The sequence below is a fragment of the Buttiauxella sp. A111 genome (assembly GCF_014189855.1).
Lineage (GTDB): Bacteria > Pseudomonadota > Gammaproteobacteria > Enterobacterales > Enterobacteriaceae > Buttiauxella > Buttiauxella selenatireducens.
In genome coordinates, this window is record NZ_BJFN01000002.1 from 26,431 (window position 1) to 45,588 (window position 19,158).

Below are 19,158 nucleotides of genomic sequence, written 5' to 3' on the forward strand. Positions count from 1 at the left end.
CTTTTATTAAAGTGCTGGTAACGTATCCCCAGTGAGTTGTTGCCGCTCAATCCCGAGCATATTCAATAAATTATCCACAGCCCCGGCGTAACGCACCGCCGCATCCCAGGCGTCATACCGAGCGGTGATCGACGAACTATCCGCCTGGAAAACATCTTGTTCGACGCTCAACAAATCATTCAGGCTGCGTTTGCTTAACCGGTACTCATCGCCATAAACCTCACGCGCTTTACCCGCCGCCGCAAACTGCATTTCCCCCGCCTGCTGGCGCTGTTGTGCGCCGGTCAAATCTGCCCACGCCGTGGCTGCCTTTTGATTCACATCCAGCTTGCTGGCTTCCACTTCGGCCTGTGCATTTCTGCGTTCCCCCTCAGCCGCATCCACTCGGGCGCTCACGGCACCGCCCTGGTAAACCGGCGCATCAACAACTAACTGCACCTGGTCGTCCCAGTAATCTCCATGGTCATTCTCATAACGTGTGCGCCCGGCCTGCACAGAGAATGTCGGGTAATGCTGCGCCTGGGCCTGGCGGATTTTTTGTTCCGCTGCCAGTTGCTTCGCCTGTGCGCTGCGCACTGCGCTGTTTTGTTCATACGGAAGGGATTGCAGAGAAATCTTCTGTCGCAAAAGATCTTCTGGTAAATCAGGAAGGTTGTCGGACACCACGCCGGTTAGCACGCTGAGTGCCGCCTGAGCCGAACGCGTTTGCGCGCGATATTGCTCAAGCGAGGCGTTCATGCCGGCAATCCGGCTTTGCGCTTGCAGAACATCCGACTGCGAGCTTAACCCCGCGTTCGCTCGCAGGTTCGCCATCTCGAGCACATTATTGAGTGACCGAACATTGCGTTCAGCGGCGGTTGACAACGCCTGATAACGTTTGACTTGCAGGTAGGTTTGTAGCGTTTGTTGCCCCACGCTGTTTAGCGTGTCGTAAAGCTGAAAGCGGTAAGCGTCCGACAAATTCTCTTGTTCGTCGACGCTGCCGCCCGTTCTGCCAAAGTCCCACAACAACTGTTTAAGATTAACCCCTGCCGAGGCATTGCTGTTTAATGACCCGGCAGAATCCGTGGTATGTGAGCGGCCAAGGCCGCCCTGTAATGCAATTTGCGGAAACCAGGCGCTTTGCGCTTCATCGAGATTCGCTTTGCCGACGCTGATTTGCGCCGCCGCCTGCGCGATTTTTGGATTGCGGGCAAACGCCCGCAAAATCGCCTCTTTAATGGTTAATTGGGCCTGTAATTGCTCGCTCGGTGCGGCCTGCCAGTTATATTGCTCGGCGGCCATGAGCGGCACACTTGCCAGACAACTGGCGATAATCGCCAGTGCTGGCCCCATCTGCCTTTTAGCGTTTCGCCCCATAATCTTGCCCCATTAAACCAGATTCACATGCAACCCCTGCTGAATCAGCACATCACCCAGCGTGTTGCTGCTGAGCTGTGAGCTGTTGTGATAAACGTCGTATTCCACACCGTTGATTTCCCGCTGCCCGGCGACTTCCCATACATCGCCAGTGCCGTTAACCAAATTCACCTGGTCACCTTTCGCCCCTTTAATCAGCAGGTCGTCTTCCGGTTTATCGGTGATATTTAGCGCTTCGTTGAGGTTAAGGGTTATCGAGTTGGTGCCGGAAAGCCCCAAATCGAAGATTTCGATATGCTGGATTTTGCTGCCTTCCGCCACCAGGTCGAGGGTCATGTTGACGCCATCCAGCACCAGCGTATCGGTGCCTGCACCGCCATCAATCTGCACAAACCCAAGCGTTGAGAGATGAACGGTGTCATTACCGGTGCTGCCGTGTAGCGTGTCGCCGCTAACGGTGGTGCCGTCGGCGAGATCAATGGTCAAACCGCCGATGGTGTAAGCCGCCGCATCGCCGCTTGTGTCAGCGGGATGTTCCGTGGTTTCCGTCGTGTTATTGCTGGTTGTAGAAGTGGAATGAGTGGTACTGGTTTCATCACCGGTGGTGTTGGTTTCCGACATTGAAGCCATCATCATCATTGGTGCCGCAGGTGGTGTGGTGGAGATAATGTCACCACCCAGCCCAACGTTGAGATAACCGGTGTTCCCAGCCAGATCCGAGGCATAAAGATTCACGGCGCTGCTGAGCGACAACAACTGGAGCAGGTTCAACGTCAGCCCAAGAGTGGCCGTCCAGTTCCCATTGCTATCCGTGATGGCGGTAGTATTCACGGTGTTATTTAGCAGGCTGATATGCACCGTCGCCCCCGCACCAAGATTGCTTGAGCCACCGCTCAGCGTCAGCCCTTTACTCAGTAACGTGATGAGATTAAGGCTCGCCAGCGCATTAAAACTCAGCCCCGGCGTCGACAGTTTCACAATGGTGTTCGCGCCGTCAGTATTGGTGTTCCCAACCTTGTCGGTTACCGTCACACCAATGTGCAGAGCGCCATTCTGCAAGCCTTTAAGCACGGTATTAGGTACTGGCAGCGACCAGGTTCCATTCGCCGCGACCGTGGCGTCGTATTGAGTTCCACCGATGGTCACCACCACTTTCGCGCCATCCGTAATCCCGGCGGTTATCTTTCCGGTTAACGTCTGGCCTGAACCTGCTTCGCTGACATTCAGATAACCATCGCCGCCAAACACCGAATCAATAATCACTTTTGGCAGATTGGCGACCGCCACCGTAACAGCAGGCAGGTTAACCGACGAGGTATTACCGTCGACGGTGGTTATCGTGACGCGCGGGATTAAATTGCCGTCGCTCAACCCGAGCAAATCGCTCGGCGAGAGGTTAATTTTAAAGCTGCCGTCACTGGCCACGGTGCCATCGAAGGTTTTCCCTCCCAGCGCCACTGTGACAACAGAGCCTGATGGCGCATGGCCTACGGAACCGGTAATGGTTTGCGCCAGGGTGGCATCAACGGCACTTAATAAACCATCGCCAAACAGCGTGACGGAGTTAAGCACTGGCGCGATAAGATCGAGTTTCAAGCCCACGGTTGCAGAAGCCGCCGGGTTACCGACCAGGTCTGTAGCGCTTGCCGATACCGAGACATTTCCGGTGCCAAGCCCCTGCAAAATGCCAATAACATCCGGTGTCAGTGCCGCACTCCATTTCCCGTTGGCGTCGACGGTCGCAGTTAATTGCTGTGCGCCGTTAATGCTCAGAGAGATCGTTCGTCCATTCAGCCCTGTTGCGGTGCCGCTGATGACGCCATTAACCAGTTCAGCAATGCTCAGCACCCCATCACCAAATAGCGGGTTAAGCGTAATGGTCGGCAGGTTGTGGGAAAGCACGGTGAGATTAACGTTGCTTTCGACGAGGTTGCCGAATTTGTCGGTCACGCTGACTTTTAACGCTGCTGTACCGTCCGGCAGTGCTGCCAGCAAAGCAGGCGGAAGAGAAGCAATCCAGTGCCCGGTGGCGTCAACCGTGGTGGAAATGACGTTACCACCGATTTTCAGCAACACTTCTGTCCCTGCCGCAACGCCCTGAACGACGCCCGTGACGGTTTGAGCGACCTGGGTATCCGCTTTGTTAATAATGTTGTCCAGCGAGGCGATAACGTTACTCACCACTGGCAAGTTCGTCAGCGCGAGGTCAATATCCACCAGTGTGTTTGTCGTATTCCCATTGATATCTTTAATGGAAACATCGAGTCCGGCGGTATCTTGCGTGAGACCAATCCAGGTACTCGGTGGGACAGACACACTCCATGAACCATCCGCAGAAACAGGCACTGTAACCGTAAAGCCAAGCAGTGTGACCGTCACTGTGGCATCGCGGTAATCCCCTGTTGCCTTGCCGGTAATGACTTGTGTCACCAGTGATTCAGCAACATTGAGTATCCCGTCAGTGGCAAACAAATCTGGCATTAACACGCCAAGGTCTTTGTTAATCGCGACGTTTAGCACCACATTAGCGGTCGTCACGTTGCCATTTTGATCCGATACGCTGAGGCCAATAACCTGCGCGCCATCAGTTAATTTTCCGAGATCGACTTCCGGAAGCTGAACTTTCCAGTGACCTGTTTCATCGACCAACGCAGTTAAAGAAATCGGCCCAAGAGTAATATGAACCGTGTCGCCAGGGTCACCCCGCCCACCTAACGGCAGGCCCCCAATAATCTCGACGGCGGTCAACAAATTACCCACGCCCAGCGCATCCACTTCGAGCAATGGCGCAATGGTTGCCACGGTTATCGGGTGCGTAACCGTCGTTGAATTACCCGCCGCATCGATTAGCTTCAGGGTGATGTTTTGTTGATCCTGTGGCAAATTCGCCACATCCGCCTGCGGAATGGACACCGACCAGGTCCCATCCGCCAGCACCGTGGCGAAGTAGGTTTTGCCGTTCAGTTGGATGGTGATATCACGGCCAGTATCGGCGAGGCTCGCCGTGCCGCTTAATAGCTGGCTGCTTTTGGATTCCGTGACATCAACAATATCGTTGTCTGCAAAGGGAGCGACGGTAATCGTCGGCGCACTTCTGTCAACGTTGACGGTGATTGAATCTTGCGCCCCTTGTCCGGTGGCGGTAATGGCGTTTTCCCCTTCAGCCAACAAGGCTTTATTTTCTGGACTCAGCGTCAGGCTCCAGATGCCGCCAGCCACCGTCGCCACTCCCAGTTCAGTGCCGCCCAGTTTTACCGTGACCGTAGTGGTGCTTCCGCTAGCTTTCCCGCTAATCGTCACCGTTCCTGCTAATTCATTAATATTCAGGTAGCCATCACCGCCAATGGTATTAATGGTGACGCTTTCCAGTGGGGCCGTATGGTTAATGGTCACCGGGACGCCTGGCGTGGACGCGTGATTACCTGCACTGTCCGTCGCAGTAACCGCCAGCGTTTGGCCACCTTCAGCAAGCGTTGCAAGTTGCCCCGACGTCAGCATTAACGACCATGAGCCGTTGGCCTGAATTGTCGTTGTGAAGTTCTTCCCGGCGAGCGAGATGCTAATCTGCTGCCCGGCCATGAGGTTAGTTGAAGAACCCGTCAGCGTGACGCCGTGCTGGCTTTCTTCGTAACTGAGATCGTTATTACCTGCAAAGGCATCAACCGTCAGCGTTGGCGCAAGCGTCAAAATCGTCAGCGGTGCGCTGGTCGAACCGGTGTTGTGCGCGGCATCGCTAATGGTGACCACCACATTTTGCACGCCCTGCGCGACGCCAACCCAGTCGCTCGCCCCCGTGAGATCTAACTTCCAGGTATTCCCCGTCACGGTGGCAGTGAAATCTTTGCCGCCGATAATCACGTGCACCACCGGAGTGCCTGTTGTTGCCGTAGTTAGCGTTCCGCTCAGGATTTGCGCCCCGCCTGCTTCTGCGGTGCCGACGATGTTGTCAGTAAATAACGGAGTAGTAAGCGTAACGGTCGGCGCGGTAAATGCCGTGGTAAAACCATCGTTTATCGTCGCGCTGTTGCCATAAGCATCCATTGCGGTCACAGAAATACCATGCGACGTTCCGGTTAATCCCTGCAACGCGCCAGCAGGTAAATCCAGCGTCCAGACACCGCCGGTCGTCACATCGGCATTATAAATAACGCCATTCAGATCGATGGTGACTTTGACCGCCTGTCCGGCCCCCGTCAGACCCGTGGTGCCAGAAAGGGTAAGCGGCCCTGCCGCCTCGCTGATATTGAGGATCTCATCGCCAAACAGCGTGTCGATGGTCGGCTCAGGTTTCTTCACGTGCACCACTGCACTCGCACTTTCGGTATCGGTGTTGCCAACCGAATCCGTGACGGTCACGCTGATCGGATAATTTTCTCCGTTAACCAAATCCGTGAGCTTCGAGCCAGGAATCGTAGCGCTCCAGTCACCATTGGCCTGAACCACGGCATCGACGGTTAAGCCGCCGAGCGTAACTTTAACAATTTGCCCAACACCCGAGATCCCTGTGCTGCCGGTAATCACCTGCCCGCCTGCGGCGTGGGCTTCATCGTAGTTCAGCACCCCATCGGCAAATGGCGTATTGATCGTCAGCACCGGCACGTTATGGGTCTGAGCGGTGAAACTGCCGTTCGCCACACCGACGTTTCCGGCGATATCCGTCACGGTGACTTTTACCGGCACATTACCATCGGGATAAGCTTTCAATTCAGCGGAGGTTAACGTTAATTCCCAGCTACCATCGGCTTTCACCGTAGCCGCGCGAGCCGCTCCATTATCGACGCTGACCATGACGGTCTGCCCGGCCTTGCTGGCAAACCCGGTTTTACCGGCAATCGTTTCGTCCGTGCTCGCTTCAATGGCGTTCAGTACGCCGTCGCCGAAGGGTTTATCAAGCCCTGGATTCGGTAACACATGAGTGCGAACTTCGAAGCCGACATCACCGCTGTAAGCAGTATTTGACGCCCGATCTGTGAGGATTACTTCGATGGTGCTGGTGCCATCAGCCAGTGCCAGCAGCACATTCGGCGGGAGATGGACGGTCCAGTTTCCGTTGCTATCCACATCCCCTTTGATTGTGGTCTTACCGTTTATCAGCACAGAGACGAATTGCCCGCCGCCCGTTATCCCTGAGTTTCCGGTCAGAGCCTGGCCTGCCTGCGCTTCGGCAAGATTTAAATAACCATCAAGAAACAGTGGCGGAGTCAGCACCGCGTGCGGCAACTGATGAATCAATACCTCCATCGATCCACTTGCAGTACCGACGTTGCCGTAAGCATCTGAAGCCGTGACGGTCACGTTGCACTGCCCGTCAGGCAGGTCCTTCATGTCATTTGGCGGCACCGTGGCGCTCCAGTGCCCGGTGCCATCCACCGTGCCGGATACGGTAACTTGCTTAGGCGGGGAACCAATCAACACCGTGACTTCCGTCCCCGACGGCAGGTTGAGTGCGGTTCCCGTTATCTTCCCGCCATCAAGAGCCTCGAATTTGTTAACCGCGCCATCGCCAAAGAGAGTGTCGAGCGTCAGAGTCGGCAGCCCGGTGGTTTTGACATCAATCGAAACGGAGCCGTCAGACTTGTTTCCCGCCACATCCGTGGCCGTTAACTCAAGCGTGTTCGCCCCTTGCTTCAGGGTTTTTAAGTCGCCAGATGACAGCGTCAACGACCAGTGACCGCTGCCATCGGCGAGCGTCTGAAGCGTTTTGCCATTAATCACCAGCGACACCTTCGCCCCTGCTTCGGTCTGGCCACTCAATATCTGGTCAGCTTGTGATTCACTAAAATTGAGTTTGCCGTCCTGCAAGAAGCCGTTATCGATAGTTAGCAATGGCGGCGTGGTGTCCAGCGTTAATAAATGGTCGGCAGTACCCGTATTTCCCGCCGCATCATTAACCGAAGCCTTGATAGTGACATCGCCATCCTGCACGCCGTTGAGCACATTCGCATCGGCCTGGACACTCCAGGTTCCGTCGCTATTGACGTTACCAGTGAAAGTTTTACCGTTAATGGTCACCGTGACCTGATGTGCAAAATTCACATCAAGTGGCGTGACCTTACCGGTGATGGTCAGTGCCGCACCGGCTTCAGTTGCGTTAACGATATTGTCAGGCGTGACCGCATCAATAGTGACAACCGGCGCGGTGGTATCGACCACAAACGTGTGAGACACGTTAGCTGTTTGACCGCCAAGCGTTGCCTGAGCCTGCACATCAAACGGGCCATCTTTCAGGCCTGCTAAATCTTCCGCAGGGATTTGCGCACTCCATCTCCCCGCTCCATCTGCAACTACCGCGTAAGTTTTATTATTGAATGTGATGGTAATGGCTGCGCCCAAAAGCGTGGTGACGCCGCTGATGGTAATCGGCTGCTGGATTTCAGTGGCGTTCAGAACATCGTCGGTGGAGATAATTTCAATCGCAATAGCGGGTTGCGTGGTATTTACCGTGAAACTTTCGCTTACGGAGGTATTAACATAGCCGGGAACGGTGACGGAAATGGTATATGAGCCATCCGTTAAGGCTAATTGCGTAGGTGTAAGCTCTAAACGCCAGATGCCACCCGTTTCCACCAGAGCGTTATAGGTTGTTCCCGCAAAATTGATAACCACGGTCGTCCCAACCGGAATGTTTTCAGTTGTGCCGCTGAGTATCTGGTTGATTTGCATTTCTGCGCCATCCAGCACGTTGTCGCCAGCAAAATTATTGAGGGTGATAACGGCGGTTGTAAGCGAGAAATCTTTACTGGCTGCGGCGGTATTTCCTGCGGTATCGGTAATCACCGCGTTGACGGTGTTGTTCCCTTCTTTGCCGGCTAAATCTGCCGCCGGAATATTGACCTGCCAATTCCCATTCTGGTCAACAGTGGTGTCATACGTTTTACCGTTGAAGGTCACCGTGACCTTATCGCCCGCTTCTTTCGCATCTGATGTGCCGCGAACAATCTGATCCTGACCGCTATTCATCATCAATCCATCAATGACGCCGTTATTGCCAATGTCAGTGATCGCCAGCACAGGAGCGACGGAGTCCACCGTAACATCGACACTTTGTTCGGCTACATTTCCATTGGCATCCACTACGGTGACGGTCATCTGGGCAACACCATCCGGCACCGCCTGCAGCGCACTTGCGGGTATTGTGACCTGCCAATTCCCGTTTGCATCCACCGTCGCGGTGTAAGACTGGCCATTAAACTCCAGCACAACGCCCTGGCCCGGCCCAGTGATCCCGGTTTTACCGGTAATAATTTGGTCCTGCCCTTGCTCGGCCAGGTTCAAAAAACCGTCGCCAAATGGGGTATCAATGGTCGGGGCGGGAACGGTGAGATCCACTGTGAAATCTTGACTCTGCGTCAGGGTGACACCGTTTACATCAACCAACGTGACGGTCATGGTATGCGTACCCGCAGCAAGCTGCTGCAAGGTACTGGTTGGAATACTAATATTCCATGAGCCGTCGCTGTTAACAGTACCGGTCCAGGTCTGGCCATCTATCGTGATACTGATTGTGCGACCGGCGTTAAATGCCTGCGTGTTGCCGCTAACAATCTGGCTCTCAAGAGTTTCTACCGCACTGACAACGTTGTCGCCCGCAAATGGATTAATCGTTAACGTGGAAACCTGCGGTTGCGCGGCGGGATCATTTCCGCCATTGCTGTTACCGTTATTATTATTACCACCTCCGCCACCTCCACCGCCGCCTCCACCACCACCTGCGGCAAGGGCGATGCCGCCCGCAGCTAACAGCCCAGCGCCAATCCACAGCAAGGCATTATTGCCCTCTTCACTTGCTGCGGCGACGACAGCGCTGTCGGCATAAGTTGGCACAACAGTTTGAGCCGTTGCTGGGCCAGCCTCATTGGCAAATGGGAATAATGCGTGATGGCTTCCGGTTTGATCATCAAAATACAATTCACTGTGATGCCCGTTGGCATCCAGAGTAAAAAAGTGCTGGTAACGAACGGTACTGCCATCTTTCATATGGACAATCAGGTCATCGCCCTGACGCTCATAATAATTGACGCTTTCAGGAGAGGCTTGCACCCGCACAATACTGGGCTTAGTGAGGTTCACGACACGGTCGCTACCACCAGAGAATTGACTGATCAGCTCACCATTATCGAATCCAGTAATACGGATGGAGCCGGGAAGATTATTTTGCGTCGCCATTGCTCTTTTCCTCGCACAGAATCGCGGTTTTAGTTCGTTATGCGTTTAATAAAAGTGTGAAGTATCTCAATTCATTCCGGGTAATAAATCACCCAGAAAAACTGCTGTGTATAAAAACGTGAACCAGAACAACAAAACAAAGTAATGCATTGTTTTTATTTGAATTTCATAAAATAAATGCATTAGAGAAAACTTTCTTAATAAAAAATATATAAACAACATTTTGCCTTTCAGCAATGTAGAACAAAAAATAAGAATAATTTGACAAGGTAGGCGTTGGTTTTACACGAGGCAGGCATAATATATGGCGTAGGCGAACATTTAGTATTGCGCAACTTACATCGTCAAAATATAAAAGATAACAAGAAAAATTATAATTTGATGGATCGTTTCAATCTCCCTAAATTAAATTTTTCATTTATAGGCACGCACGCGGAAACCTTTATTTAACCAGGGTTATTAAAGGCATCAAAAATACCCCTTAATTAAATGCGGGTTATGTACGTGGCAACAGACTGTTTTATGTACAGTCATTCAGCTGCTCACTCCTTCGTGCCGCCCGGCTTTGAGCACTCATACAAAAGCATAAGAGATATGGACTGGCGCGTCAGCATCAGGTTCTGTTATACTTCATTCAACACTTGTGGGGCTGATTCTGGATTCGACGGGATTCGCGAAACCCAAGGTGCATGCCGAGGGGCGGTTTGCCTCGTAAAAAGCCGCAAAAAAATAGTCGCAAACGACGAAAACTACGCACTAGCAGCTTAATACCCTGCTTAGAGCCTTCTCTCCCTAGCTTCCGCTCTTAAGACGGGGATCAAGAGAAGTCAAACCCAAAAGAGATCGTGTGTAAACCTTGCCTGGGGTTGAAGCACTAAAACTAATCAGGATAGTTTGTTAGTGGCGTGTCTATCCGCAGCTAACCGGCGAATGTAAAGATACGACTAAGCATGTAGTACCGACGGCGTAGTAATTTCGGACGGGGGTTCAACTCCCCCCAGCTCCACCAAAATTCTCCGTCAGTGGTTACCAGAGCCACATGATGAAGTCGAAAGCCCGCATAACGAAAGTTATGCGGGCTTTTTTGTGTCTGTGATTTGTCTGTAACTATCTGAGAAGATCCGGCTGAATCCAGTGAGAATTGGATTATGCGAAAGATATTTCGCGCTCGCTGGATAAAGACGTGTTCCCGGTCATCAGTGAAATCCCCGTTCAGGAAATCAAAGCGAGAACGCTAGTTGAAGCACTTGAACCCACCAAAGCACGTGGAGCACTTGAAACAATTCGCCGCCTGGTACAACGCATAAACGAAATCATGATTTATGCAGTTAACACCGGTTTGATTGATGCAAACCCTGCGGCCAGAAGAACTGCCAAAGCTAATGCGCTCGCTTGTAATGTCTAATCTTTCAGTTTCGACTCGCTGCCTAATCGAATGGCAGCTCCTGACACTTGTGCGCCCTTCTGAGGCTTCAGGCACTCGATGGGAGGAAATCGACTTCAATGCAAAACTTTGGACAATTCCAGCTGAACGGATGAAGGGCAAACGCGAACACGTTGTTCCTTTATCTCCTCAGGCGCTAGAGATTCTGAAGGTAATGAAGCCTATCAGCGTCCACCGAGAGCATGTTTTTCCAAGCAGAAATGATCCAAAGCAAGCGATGAATAGCCAGACGGCTAATGCTGCTTTAAAACGTATTGGGTATGGTGGTAAGTTAGTTGCACACGGTTTACGCTCTATAGCCAGTACAGCTATGAATGAGACGGGTCTAAATGCTGATATAATTGAATCAGCCTTAACTCATATGGATAAAAATGAAGTTAGACGAACATATAACCACGCTTCATATCTTGAACCCAGAAAAAATTCATGAATTGGTGGGGTATAGAGGTTTACTCACAATTTTTAACCAACATAAAAAGGAAGATACAATGAGTCTAGAAGATGAAGTCCTACAGTCCAAGAAGCAAATAATTTCTGATGGCTATGATATGTCTGTGGGTGAAATAATGAACCTATATAGAGACAAGGAACTGACAATTTCCCCTGATTATCAACGTTTATTTAGATGGGAATTATCGCAAAAAACTCGTTTTATCGAATCATTATTATTAGGCATACCCATCCCACCAATATTTGTTCATCAAGATGAGGATGGCATATGGGAGTTAATTGATGGACTACAACGTGTTTCTACTATTTTAGAATTCACTGGGCTTTTAGAGAACAAGGATACTGGTGGCCTTTCACCTGCATCAACTTTAAGCGGAACGCAGTTTCTTCCTAGCTTAGCCAACAAAAAATGGAGTGATTCCGCTACACCTGACAATGAAATAGGTAAAACACTACAACTTGAAATTAAAAGAGCTAGGCTAAGAGTTGAAATACTTAGGAAAGGTAGTGACCCTTATGCCAAATATGAGCTTTTTCAACGTCTAAATACAGGTGGTGCGAACCTTTCTGAACAAGAAGTACGAAACTGCACTGCCGTAATGCTTAACCCAGAATTGTTCCAGTGGCTTAAACAATGCTCCGAACAATCCGCATTTGTAATCACAACGAATCAAACAGACGATGCGATTGAAAAACAAGCAAATATGGAACTTGTGTTAAAGTTTTTTGCTTACCGTCATTTCCCTTATACTCCAGGAATGGATGTCCATGAACATTTAGATTATGCAAATGTCGAACTTTGTAAATCAGCTATTGATAAACAAGTTGAAGAGAAAATTTTCTTAGACATTTTCAACTTATTAAACGATGCTTTAGGTAACAAGGCATTCAAAAAGTGGGATGGTCAAGATTTTAAAGGTAAGTTTCTTATTTCTTTATATGAAGTAATAACAAACGGAATTCAATCAAATTATGATTCTATTTTTGGAATTCAAGATGCTACAGCTAGGGTTAATTTCATTGTAGAAAAAATAAAATTGCTTTGGGATACAGGTGATTTCACAAAAAACTCAGGAGCTGGAGTCAGGGGTACCACTCGTTTAGCTAATTTAATGCCGCTATCAGTTGAACACTTTAAGGTTTAATGGAAAAACCCTATGGCTAAAATACGAACACTCGATTCCTTTCAGGATTATGTAGATTCTGAAATGGCATGGAGAATAAAAGAGGTAGCTCACTTAACAAGTACAATTAAAAGTTCACGCTCATTGGCCCAAAAGACTATGATCCGCGCATCAATCCCCCTTTTATATGCTCATTGGGAGGGATTTATAAAAAATAGCGCTGGAAAATACATTGAATACCTATCTAATTTGAGATTGAAATACTCCGAACTAGAAGAGTGTTTGATTGTATTAGGAATGCGCAAGCAACTTAATGCCATAGTAACAACAAATAAACACGATCTCATATCAGAATCCCTCCGTTTCATTTTATCCGGGCAATCAGAAAGAGCAACACTTAATTTTGATTCCGCGATACAAACCGAGTCAAACTTAAAGTCACATGTTTTCGACAACATAGCAAAAAGCATTGGAATTCCAGTTGAAAGCTTTACTACAAAATATAACTTCATAGATGAAAGCCTTCTTAAACGTAGAAACTGCATTGCTCACGGCGAATATTTAGATGTCAATGCTCAAGAATGGGAAAACATCTCAAAAGAAACTTTAACATTAATGAGGAATTTTAAAAACGAGCTATTAAATAATGCTTCAACAAAGCGTTATCTAAAAAACCGAGGTGTTACAGCATCTGTCTAAGACAGTATAAAAAAGGGGCATCGAAGCCAGATATTACTCTTTGATGCCTCCCCTAAACACTTTCACCAATAGAATATATTTATTTAAATATTATTACCACACCCGATACATTCATGTTTTTATATAAAAACCCAGATAACACTTGGCATCGAGAACTAATAAAAACCGTCTAATCCACCGTTCAAGTAGCATCTTTGAGGTTTTGTTTATTAATGCTCTCTGAATCACTACACTCTCCGTAAGTCACATCTACGCCGATTACGTCCGAAACACTCAAATAATTCGATAATAAACTCTGGAAAAAATTTTAATAAATAACCTTCAGCGCACAATGCCCTCCCCGCCACGCCCGCCTGTTTCATGGGTGGATTTTAATGCAGGTGCATGAACACCCCGGAGCCGCTCCAGGTCTGGAGTGATGAGGGGGGGAAATACGGGGTTTTGCTTGTTCAGTTCAGCCAACTGGTGCGCATAAACACGGTTCTGTGCCGGTGTATATTTCTGCTGATTATCAGCCCGCGAAGCCTTATCAGGCCTGAATCCGATGGCTGTCAAAATGTCGCTGTTTTCCGCTGTGTAATTAACTTCCGGACCGGTCGCCAGATAATCCCGTGAAAGTTAAATTAATAAAAAATAAAAATAACGGTTTAAACGAATTATTCAGACTCTACCAGCCCAACATCCCCCGTCAGCAGTTAGCTAAACCGCCTGATAAAGCCAAAAGCACGAGCAATCCACCCGCTCGATTGCAACGCCTGCAAATCAAAAAATATCTTTGTAAAACAACTCGCATTCCGTTCATTAGCGGGTTGGTTAACATCTTCGATTTACGATATAGTCAGCCCCGCTGCGGCAAAATCCGCAGCCGGGATTTGCACCCCGGATATCACAACGTCGATTTATAAATCCAGTTTATATGTCGAGGCTTGCGCACACCTTTTGCCTGTTACAATTCCACGTAATAACGCAATATATCAATGGTGACTCAGGCGGGGCAGTCTTCGGACTGGCCGGCATCCGTTGTGACCGGTAGTGCAAACTCCGTCTGAGCTACCACCAATGAGATTTGCACCTCTTGTGGTAGCCATTCATCGCCTTGCAACGGAGAATGCGAAAATGACACTATCACACAGCCCTACCTTCCTGCCCTTTCAACAAGACTGGCACACTGCCGATATCATCGCGGCGCTGCATAAGAAAGGCACTTCGCTGGCAGCAGAATCACGTGCTGCGGGTTTGAGTTCTTCGACACTTGCCAATGCGCTGACACGCCCATGGGCAAAAGGGGAAATGCTGATAAGTCTTGCGATTGGCGTACCCGCCGAAACCATCTGGCCGAGTCGCTATTTTGATGAAAAGACACGTAAACCCATCGTGCGCCTGATGCGCTTACCTCGTCAGAAACGAGATTCAAGCTCGTAAATCAAATTTGCCGCAGCGCCATCCAGCCATTATCCAGTGCGGTTGGCGCTTACTCCGTCAGCTATTACTGTAAAAATCCCGTGATTTCCTGAGCGTTACAAACCTGTTTGCCATCCCCATGGAATGAATAAACCGGTGCTCTGGCCATCAGCGTTTTGATGCTGCACTCTTGCCACAGCATCCCCTGAAGCGCAAACCATGACATATCGTCAAGCCACCGGCGGTGCTCCAGTGTCTCAACGCCTTCAACGATCACCAGATAATGGTTTGCATTAAAATAGCTCAGCAGGGATGACATCAGTTCCTGGCCATTATTCTTCTCAAACAGACTCCACAGCAGGCACTTGTCGGTTTTGATATAGCGGAACGGCTGAACCGACAACGCGCTAAACCCCGCATAACCGGAGCCAAAATCATCCAGCCAGAGCGAGTATTTCTCGCTTAATGCCAGAGATGTCGGGTTATGGCAGGTGAGAGTCCGGGAGAACTCGTTGATCTCAAAGTGCAGGCAACCCGTTGCATTGACACATTCCGAGATCAACTCGTCATCAAGCGCCATCAGCGTCTGTTCGTCGATGTTTAACGTCACCATGACGTTGTTGTCGCGAAACCAGGACTGGTATTGCGCCACCAGCGCGATTTGCTCCAGCAGAATATCCGTGCGTAACGTCAGCGGTGCCTTACTGAAGAACTGTTCCACGTTAGCAGAATGGCCATGCTTCAGCGGATCGAGCCGTGACAAGCACTCCACCGCAATGAGTTTCCCCTCGCGATCGAACATCGGCTGAAAGACATAGCGCATCCCGGTTGGTTTAGTTGTTATCAGTGACATATTGCGACATTACCGCGCTGGTCTATTTAAAGGTGACATCAATATTCGCAGAGGCTTTAAACGTGCCCTCTTTCGGCGTGGTACTTAGCCATTTCAGGCTCGCCAGGAAATTAGTGCTGATAACGCTGCCGTTGATATAACCCAGAGTCTGCGGGGTATTCATCGGGATCCACGTAAGCGGGGCATCCGCTTTAGAAATCACAATCCCGAAACCGCTGTCACTGGTCGGTAAAATGGTGGTGGTATCCTGCGTCGGATAGGTGGAGCTAAAACTTGCCATCAGCGTTTTCCCCTGGCAATCCTGGCCGGCACCGGTCAGGTTGGCCTCAACGGAGAATGGCATCTGTTTTTCGATTTTCCCCACCACTGCATTACGCGCCGGGATCTTGCCGAAGTTCACGGTGCTCCCGTTGTTAGCCACGACAGTTATCTGTGGGTTACAGGAGATAAAACGGATGTTGCCAAGTCCAGTAATATAAGAGCGGAAGTTACTGTCCGGGCGCGAGTTCAGACCGCCTACGCCATCAACCTGGAACAACGCATACTCATTGTTATCGGTTATCTGGCCGCTTTGCGGCGGCGCGTTACCTGTTGCTTTGATATAAACCGAATATTCAACCTTCACCGTCTGGGATTGTGCCGGGCTTTTGCAGCCGCCACGTCCGTTAGGGCGGCACGTCGTACCCGGCCCGACCAGGGTGTTTTGTTGCGCGACCGGATTGTAGTCAACGCTTTTAAAGGTGACGCCCACTTGCAGCGAATTGTGGATGCTCTGTACCAATTTGGTCGGGTCCCACCACAGATAGGCGTTTTCCCCTTTTGGGAAACCATCCGTATCCTCGCACTTAAAGGTGGAGGAGAAAGTCTGGGAACGCCAAAGCAACTGGCCTGGCTGCAAATTAGCCGTCGACACGTTGATAGGCTGATCCAAAGAGATAATCTGTTTCGCACTGCCGGTAAAAGCATCCTTACACGACAGCGCAAAACTGTTTGTTGAAAACAAGGCCGCCAGCAGGGAAAAAAGGATCAATCCGGCCCGGGGCAGTTTATTGAAAAAGCACATTGTCAGGTTCCTTTATTTTGTGCTGCAGGTCAGAGTCACTTCCTGATAACCACCCGGTTTATCAGTATCAATCGGCGGCAACTGCGGCACGGTCATCATGCAAGCATCGTCTGCGCTGTCGCCCCATTTCATTTTCAGTTTTTCGCCACTTTCAACGCCTGAAACGTAGGCTTTACCCTGTGTCCCGACCACGCCAATGCTGGTGCCCTGGCTGTTGAAAATGTTGGCGCCAATCATTGGCATCTCACCGGTATTCAACTTGCTGTGAATCAGCAGGCTCTGGCCGAGATGTGTTTCAAACACCACTTTGCCAATCGCGCGGTTAGTTGGGACGATATCTTTGGCCGCCAGCGGAATATCCAGGCCATTGCCGATGTCGGATGTGCGCAGCGACACACGGTTATGGCGATACGGCATGGCGGAGGTTTGCACCGCATAGCCAAAGGTGTCGATGGCCGCGCCAGGTTGGTTTTCAAGGCGAACGCCCTGTGCACCTTTGGCTTCAACCAGCACAAACGTATTTTGCAACGGCTGTGACAGAGTAATGCCGCCGGAGTGCGCCACGATGCCACCGGAAACGTTAAGCGAGGTCTGTTGATAGTTGCTGTTATAGCTGTGGCCTACCTCGATGTTGCCGTAACTCCCCTGATAACCGAGGTTCGCAAGGCTGGTACTTCCGCCATTCTCGGTATGACCGGTTTGCAGGAAGTAGTTCATGCGGTTGTCATCGAGCAACGTCCCGCTCAAGCCGGTGCTGAAACCGTCGCCACTCTGTTTGCTGTGGGTCGCGCTAAAGCTTGCGGTCATATCACGGTTAGCATCGAAGACGCTGAACGGAATCGACAGGTTGAAGTTGATGCTGTTGTCGGTGTAGCCGTAGTTGCTGCGACTGTTCTGGTAGAACATGCCGTAGTTGATGCGCTTCCACGAGGAGCTGATCCCAGTCTGGACGGTGCGGTCGTAGGCCGAAGTGCCCCAGTAGTTCTGGCGTGACAAGACCGCGTAAAGCGATGCGCCAGCGATATGTTGGTTAACGGACAACTGTACGCGTTGACGTTTGTTGTTATAACGCAGCGTGTCGTAGTATTTGCGCTCGTTCGTTGCCCAGTCCGGCACGCCGTTCTGGTTGTTGTCCTGATCGTAATACTGTGTGTGGTATAACCCGTTATCCCAGCTGGCCCGCTCATTGATAGCGTCTGAGAAGTCATAATAGCCAGAGGTAGAATAACGATACCCGGCAAGCTGGAACTCGGTTCCCAGGCTATTGAGGGATTTGGAATACAGGAATCGGAAACTGGCGCCGCGTTTGTTGTCGCCGGAAGCCAGATCGGTGTCGGACCAGGCCGCATCAACGGACGCAGCCCCCCATTCACCAAAGTTGGTGCCGACCCCAACAACCCCGGAGCGATAATTTTCAGCCATCAGCAGGCCGCCGTATGGCGTCAGATCGTATTTCGTACCGTGAGAGACCGTCGCCTGGACGAATTTTGGTTGATAACTGCTTGAGCCATCATGATATTTACCGGCGGTGACCTGATACTCCCACATCCCTTCGCGCAGCATATTCGGTACGGAAGAGTATGGAATGCTGAAGCTATGGCGCGAGCCGTCAGCTTCGATAACCGTCACATCAAGGTCACCGCTGAGGTTACTCGGATAGATATCGTTAAGGGCAAACGGCCCCGGCGACACCATCGTACTGTAGACGGTATAACCATTCTGGCGAACTTCCACACGGGCGTTGGTGTTAGCCACGCCGCGCACCACTGGTGCATAACCGCGCAGGCTGTCTGGCAGCATCTCAGGAATGCTGGAGATCTGCATCCCGCGGAACTGGAAACTGTCGAAAACGTTGTTGTTGGTGTTGCTCTGCCCCATCTGGACTCGGCTGCGCCATGGAATAATATCGGTTTCTACCCAGGAAGAGACGGGCGTCCATTCCTCTTTTTCACCCGGTTGTTTCGACAGAGTAGAGTTATTACGAAAACGCAGCGGGCCGAGGTTAACGCCGTTGTTCAGCGACAAGAAATAGTAATCACCCTGACGGGTGTTGTTGTTGTCTGAAAAACGGTTGTGATCGCCGCTGAACGAATAGTTCACGTAGGCCGCGTTGATGCCGTTCTCGTACACACGGGGTGAAATCATGCCCTGCGGGAGCGGTTCCATGTGGGTCTGCGGCACGGAAATATCCAGTTCCTGAAGTGCGGCATTCCAGCTCATCGAGCTGCCCGGAATGGCTTTTACGATGTCATAACAGGAACTGCTGCCCGCAGTATCAGCCACTATAATTCCGTATTCGCGGTATTCATCAGCGGACAGGCAAAACGTCCCTTGGGTATTGGGCTGTAATTTCTTAAATTCAATTTCACGGTGATCGACACGCTTTTTATTCACGTAAATATCGAACGGATAACGCCCGGGTAAAATATCATCGCCATTAGCAAGATCCTTAACCAGCGTGACGTTATCCTCACCATGAATAAACGAAGTGTTAAATTGCTCATCAGCATAAGATAACGGCGCGACTAACAATGGCATTGCTGATACACATAAAGCGCATCGAATGTGATAAGCCAGACGCCGTGGTAACAGGTCCATT

The 19,158-nt window shown here is 50.5% G+C and carries 10 protein-coding genes, 1 other RNA gene and 2 pseudogenes; 7 read left to right on the forward strand and 6 right to left on the reverse strand.

Annotated features, from left to right (window positions below; genetic code table 11):
• Positions 1–6 precede the first annotated feature (6 nt).
• Together BSPA111_RS06265 and BSPA111_RS06270 are read right to left on the reverse strand one after the other, a co-directional pair.
• Positions 7–1,359, reverse strand: a complete 1,353-nt coding sequence (locus tag BSPA111_RS06265; RefSeq protein ID WP_183270333.1) for a TolC family outer membrane protein — start codon at positions 1,357–1,359, stop codon at positions 7–9.
• Positions 1,360–1,371: 12 nt separating this feature from the next.
• On the reverse strand, positions 1,372–9,525 hold the full coding sequence (locus tag BSPA111_RS06270; protein WP_183270334.1) for an Ig-like domain-containing protein: 8,154 nt from the start codon (positions 9,523–9,525) through the stop codon (positions 1,372–1,374).
• Between the two features lie 645 nt (positions 9,526–10,170).
• Between BSPA111_RS06270 and ssrA the strand changes: the two genes are divergently transcribed.
• The 4 genes and pseudogenes from ssrA to BSPA111_RS06290 all read left to right on the forward strand — a co-directional run bounded on the left by ssrA (position 10,171) and on the right by BSPA111_RS06290 (position 13,242).
• Positions 10,171–10,534: a transfer-messenger RNA gene (ssrA, locus tag BSPA111_RS06275) on the forward strand.
• Between the two features lie 135 nt (positions 10,535–10,669).
• A pseudogene (locus BSPA111_RS06280) lies at positions 10,670–11,461 on the forward strand (tyrosine-type recombinase/integrase); the annotation flags it as partial.
• Between the two features lie 74 nt (positions 11,462–11,535).
• Positions 11,536–12,564: a DUF262 domain-containing protein gene (locus BSPA111_RS06285; protein ID WP_255459252.1), complete on the forward strand. Its 1,029-nt coding sequence runs from the start codon at positions 11,536–11,538 to the stop codon at positions 12,562–12,564.
• 12 nt (positions 12,565–12,576) lie between these two features.
• A complete protein-coding gene (locus BSPA111_RS06290; protein ID WP_183270336.1) occupies positions 12,577–13,242 on the forward strand; it encodes an MAE_28990/MAE_18760 family HEPN-like nuclease in 666 nt (221 codons plus the stop codon).
• A 450-nt stretch (positions 13,243–13,692) separates the two neighbouring features.
• Here BSPA111_RS06290 and BSPA111_RS22805 read toward each other — a convergent pair.
• Positions 13,693–13,848 (reverse strand): annotated as a pseudogene (locus BSPA111_RS22805) (phage polarity suppression protein); the annotation flags it as partial.
• A 5-nt stretch (positions 13,849–13,853) separates the two neighbouring features.
• Between BSPA111_RS22805 and BSPA111_RS06300 the strand changes: the two are divergent.
• From BSPA111_RS06300 to BSPA111_RS06310, 3 genes are all read left to right on the forward strand, one after another.
• The gene (locus BSPA111_RS06300) at positions 13,854–14,147 is read left to right on the forward strand and encodes a hypothetical protein (RefSeq protein ID WP_183270337.1); all 294 of its coding nucleotides are present in this window, start codon (positions 13,854–13,856) and stop codon (positions 14,145–14,147) included.
• 72 nt (positions 14,148–14,219) lie between these two features.
• Complete coding sequence (locus BSPA111_RS06305) at positions 14,220–14,291, forward strand: ash family protein (RefSeq protein WP_183270858.1); 72 nt, start codon at positions 14,220–14,222, stop codon at positions 14,289–14,291.
• A gap of 67 nt (positions 14,292–14,358) precedes the next feature.
• Complete coding sequence (locus tag BSPA111_RS06310; protein ID WP_183270338.1) at positions 14,359–14,664, forward strand: helix-turn-helix transcriptional regulator; 306 nt, start codon at positions 14,359–14,361, stop codon at positions 14,662–14,664.
• 64 nt (positions 14,665–14,728) lie between these two features.
• Here the strand turns inward: BSPA111_RS06310 and BSPA111_RS06315 are convergent, their stop codons facing one another.
• Genes BSPA111_RS06315 through BSPA111_RS06325 form a run of 3 tightly spaced genes read right to left on the reverse strand, consistent with a single transcriptional unit; the run spans position 14,729 to position 19,097 of the window.
• Positions 14,729–15,496: an EAL domain-containing protein gene (locus tag BSPA111_RS06315; RefSeq protein WP_183270339.1), complete on the reverse strand. Its 768-nt coding sequence runs from the start codon at positions 15,494–15,496 to the stop codon at positions 14,729–14,731.
• 22 nt (positions 15,497–15,518) lie between these two features.
• A complete protein-coding gene (locus tag BSPA111_RS06320; RefSeq protein WP_183270340.1) occupies positions 15,519–16,559 on the reverse strand; it encodes a fimbrial protein in 1,041 nt (346 codons plus the stop codon).
• Between the two features lie 12 nt (positions 16,560–16,571).
• On the reverse strand, positions 16,572–19,097 hold the full coding sequence (locus BSPA111_RS06325) for a fimbria/pilus outer membrane usher protein (protein ID WP_373925630.1): 2,526 nt from the start codon (positions 19,095–19,097) through the stop codon (positions 16,572–16,574).
• Positions 19,098–19,158 lie beyond the last annotated feature (61 nt).